The sequence below is a fragment of the Streptomyces sp. UNOC14_S4 genome (genome assembly GCF_020740835.1).
Taxonomy (GTDB): domain Bacteria; phylum Actinomycetota; class Actinomycetes; order Streptomycetales; family Streptomycetaceae; genus Streptomyces.
The window spans coordinates 1-2,504 of record NZ_JAINFC010000770.1 but is presented as its reverse complement, the minus strand read 5'-3'; the positions used below and the strand labels follow the sequence as shown (position 1 = coordinate 2,504).

The following is a 2,504-nucleotide window of genomic DNA, read 5'->3' as shown; positions in this document are numbered from 1 at the left end:
ACGCTTCCCGGCGGTGGTCCGATACGCGGTGCCCGAATGCCCGCACGACGGGCTCGGATCTCCGCGAATCCATGCCGTGAATGGTGTGAGGCGCACACGGCATTCGTCAAGAGTTCCCGAAGAATTGATTTTCCCGGGCGTCCGCGCTATGCCGCAGGTCAGATGCCGTGACCGCCGGTACGCCAGCGGCGGGTTACGCGCCGGTAATATCCTTGTGAGCCAGCCCGCAGATCAATTAATTCACGGTGATCCGCATCACAGGGGTCAAGAAATCGGTGTACGGCTCATGAATTCAGCAATGCCGCATAGCGGGCCAGGTCGATATTGCCGCCGGAGAGGATGACGCCGACGCGGCGGCCGCGCAGCCGCTCGGGCACATGGCGCACGGCGGCGAAACCGAGGCACCCGGTGGGCTCGACGACGAGCTTCATGACGGAGGCGAACGCGCGCAGGGCGTCGACGAGTTCGGCGTCGGTCGCGGTGAGGACGGTGGGCGCCGCACGGTGCAGGATCGCGAAGGTCAGTTCCCCCAGGTGCTGGGTCTGGGCCCCGTCCGCGATGGTCCTCGGCGCGTCGATGTGCACGATGCGGCCCTCCCGCAGGGACCGCCGCGCGTCGTCGCCCGCCTCCGGCTCGACGCCGAAGAGCGCGCACCCGGGGGCCAGGGCCCCGACGGTCAGTGCCGTGCCGGAGAGCAGACCCCCGCCGCCGAGCGGCACGAAGAGGGAGTCGAGGCCGCCCGTCTCCTCCAGCAGTTCTTTCGCCGCGGTGCCCTGGCCCGCGATGACGTCGGGGTGGTCGTAGGGCGGGATCAGCGTGAGGCCGTGCCGGTCGGCGAGGTCGCGGCCGATCTCCTCGCGGTCCTCCGTGTAGCGGTCGTAGGGGACGATCCGCCCGCCGTAGCCCTCGGTGGCCGCCCGCTTCGCGGCGGGCGCGTCGTGGGGCATGACGATCGTGGCCGGGACCTCCAGCAGCCGGGCGGCCAGGGCGACGGCCTGGGCGTGGTTGCCCGAGGAATAGGCGACGACCCCGGCCCGCCGCTGCCCGGCCGACAGCCGCGCCAGGGCGTTGTAGGCCCCGCGGAACTTGAAGGCGCCCGCGCGCTGGAGGTTCTCGCACTTGAAGAACAGCTCGGCGCCGGTCCGCTCGTCGAGCAGGCGGGAGCGCAGCACCGGCGTGCGGTTCGCCTGCGGCGCTATGCGAGTCGCGGCGGCCAGGACGTCCTCGTACGTGGGAAGCGGGTGCACGGCGTCTCCTCGTCTCGGCCCAGTATCGCCGGGTGCTCGGCGGGAAGCGCGGTCCGCTCACCCGCGGGCCGGTGGGGGCTGGTCGCGCCCACGCGGCGGAGCCGCACGATGCGGCCGCCCCGCGCCCCTGACGGGGCGCGGTACCACAACCACTCAAACCTGGTGCGTGGGGGCGAACATCCTCAGGACCGCCGGGAGCACGACCACCGACGGGCCCGGTGCCGCCAGGGCCTCGGCCAGGTCGGCGCGCAGCCGGTCGGGGGTGGTGCGGCGGGCGGGGACGCCGAAGGACTCGGCGAGGGCGGCGAAGTCCGGGCGGGCCAGCTCCGTCGCCGTGGCGGCACCGAAGGCGTCGGTCATGTACTCGCGCAGGATGCCGTAGCCGCCGTCGTCCACGATCAGCCAGGTCACGGGCAGACCGTACTGCCGGGCGGTGGCCAGTTCGGCGATCGAGTACAGCGCGCCGCCGTCGCCGGAGACCGCGAGCACCGGCCGGGCCGGGTCGGCCACGGCGGCGCCGAGGGCGGCGGGGAAGCCGTAGCCCAGGCCGCCCGCGCCCTGGGCGGAGTGGAAGGGGCCGGTGCGGGGGTCGAAGGCGGACCACGCCCAGTAGCCCAGGATGGTCATGTCCCAGAAGCTCGGGGCGTCGTCGGGCAGGGCGGCGCGCACGGCGTCCAGCACGCCCTGTTCCGTTCCCAGGTCCTGGGCGGCGATGCGGGCGTGCACCCGGTCCAGGAGCGCCTGGGCCCGCTCCGCTCCCCCGCCGCGCGGGCGGCCGACGACCGTGGCGGCGAGCGCCTCCAGGGCGGGGGCGGCATCGGCGTGCATGCCCAGGGCCCGGTGGTTGGACTCCAGCTTGCCGAGGTCCGCCTCGATCTGGATCACCCGGCCGCGGGGCCGGAAGGTGTGGTAGTTGGAGGACAGCTCGCCGAGGCCGGAGCCCGCGACGAGCAGGACGTCGGCGTCCTCCAGGACGTCGGTGGTGTGCCGGTCCTCCAACCAGGACCGCAGGGAGAGCGGGTGCTCCCACGGGAAGGCGCCCTTGCCGCCGAAGGTGCAGGCGACCGGCGCGTCCAGCTTCTCCGCGAGCGCCCGCAGCGCGTCCTGCGCCCCGGCCCGTACGACGCCGCCGCCCGCGAGGACCGCGGGGCGCCCGGCCGCGTCGAGGGCGGCGGCGGCCTCCTCGATCAGTTCCGGCCGGGGCGGCAGGGGCCGCGGGCGGGCGTCGAGCGCGCGCACGGGCGGCACGTCCACGGG

Annotated in this window: 2 protein-coding genes; both read right to left on the bottom strand. The window is 74.3% G+C overall.

Going from position 1 to position 2,504, the window contains the following annotated elements:
* Positions 1-284: 284 nt before the first annotated feature.
* Positions 285-1,247, bottom strand: coding sequence for a threo-3-hydroxy-L-aspartate ammonia-lyase (locus K6I34_RS35525; RefSeq protein ID WP_229332157.1), 963 nt, complete (start codon positions 1,245-1,247; stop codon positions 285-287).
* A 153-nt stretch (positions 1,248-1,400) separates the two neighbouring features.
* Positions 1,401-2,504: thiamine pyrophosphate-binding protein (locus K6I34_RS35520; RefSeq protein WP_229332156.1), on the bottom strand; the 1,104-nt coding region annotated here is incomplete at its 5' end.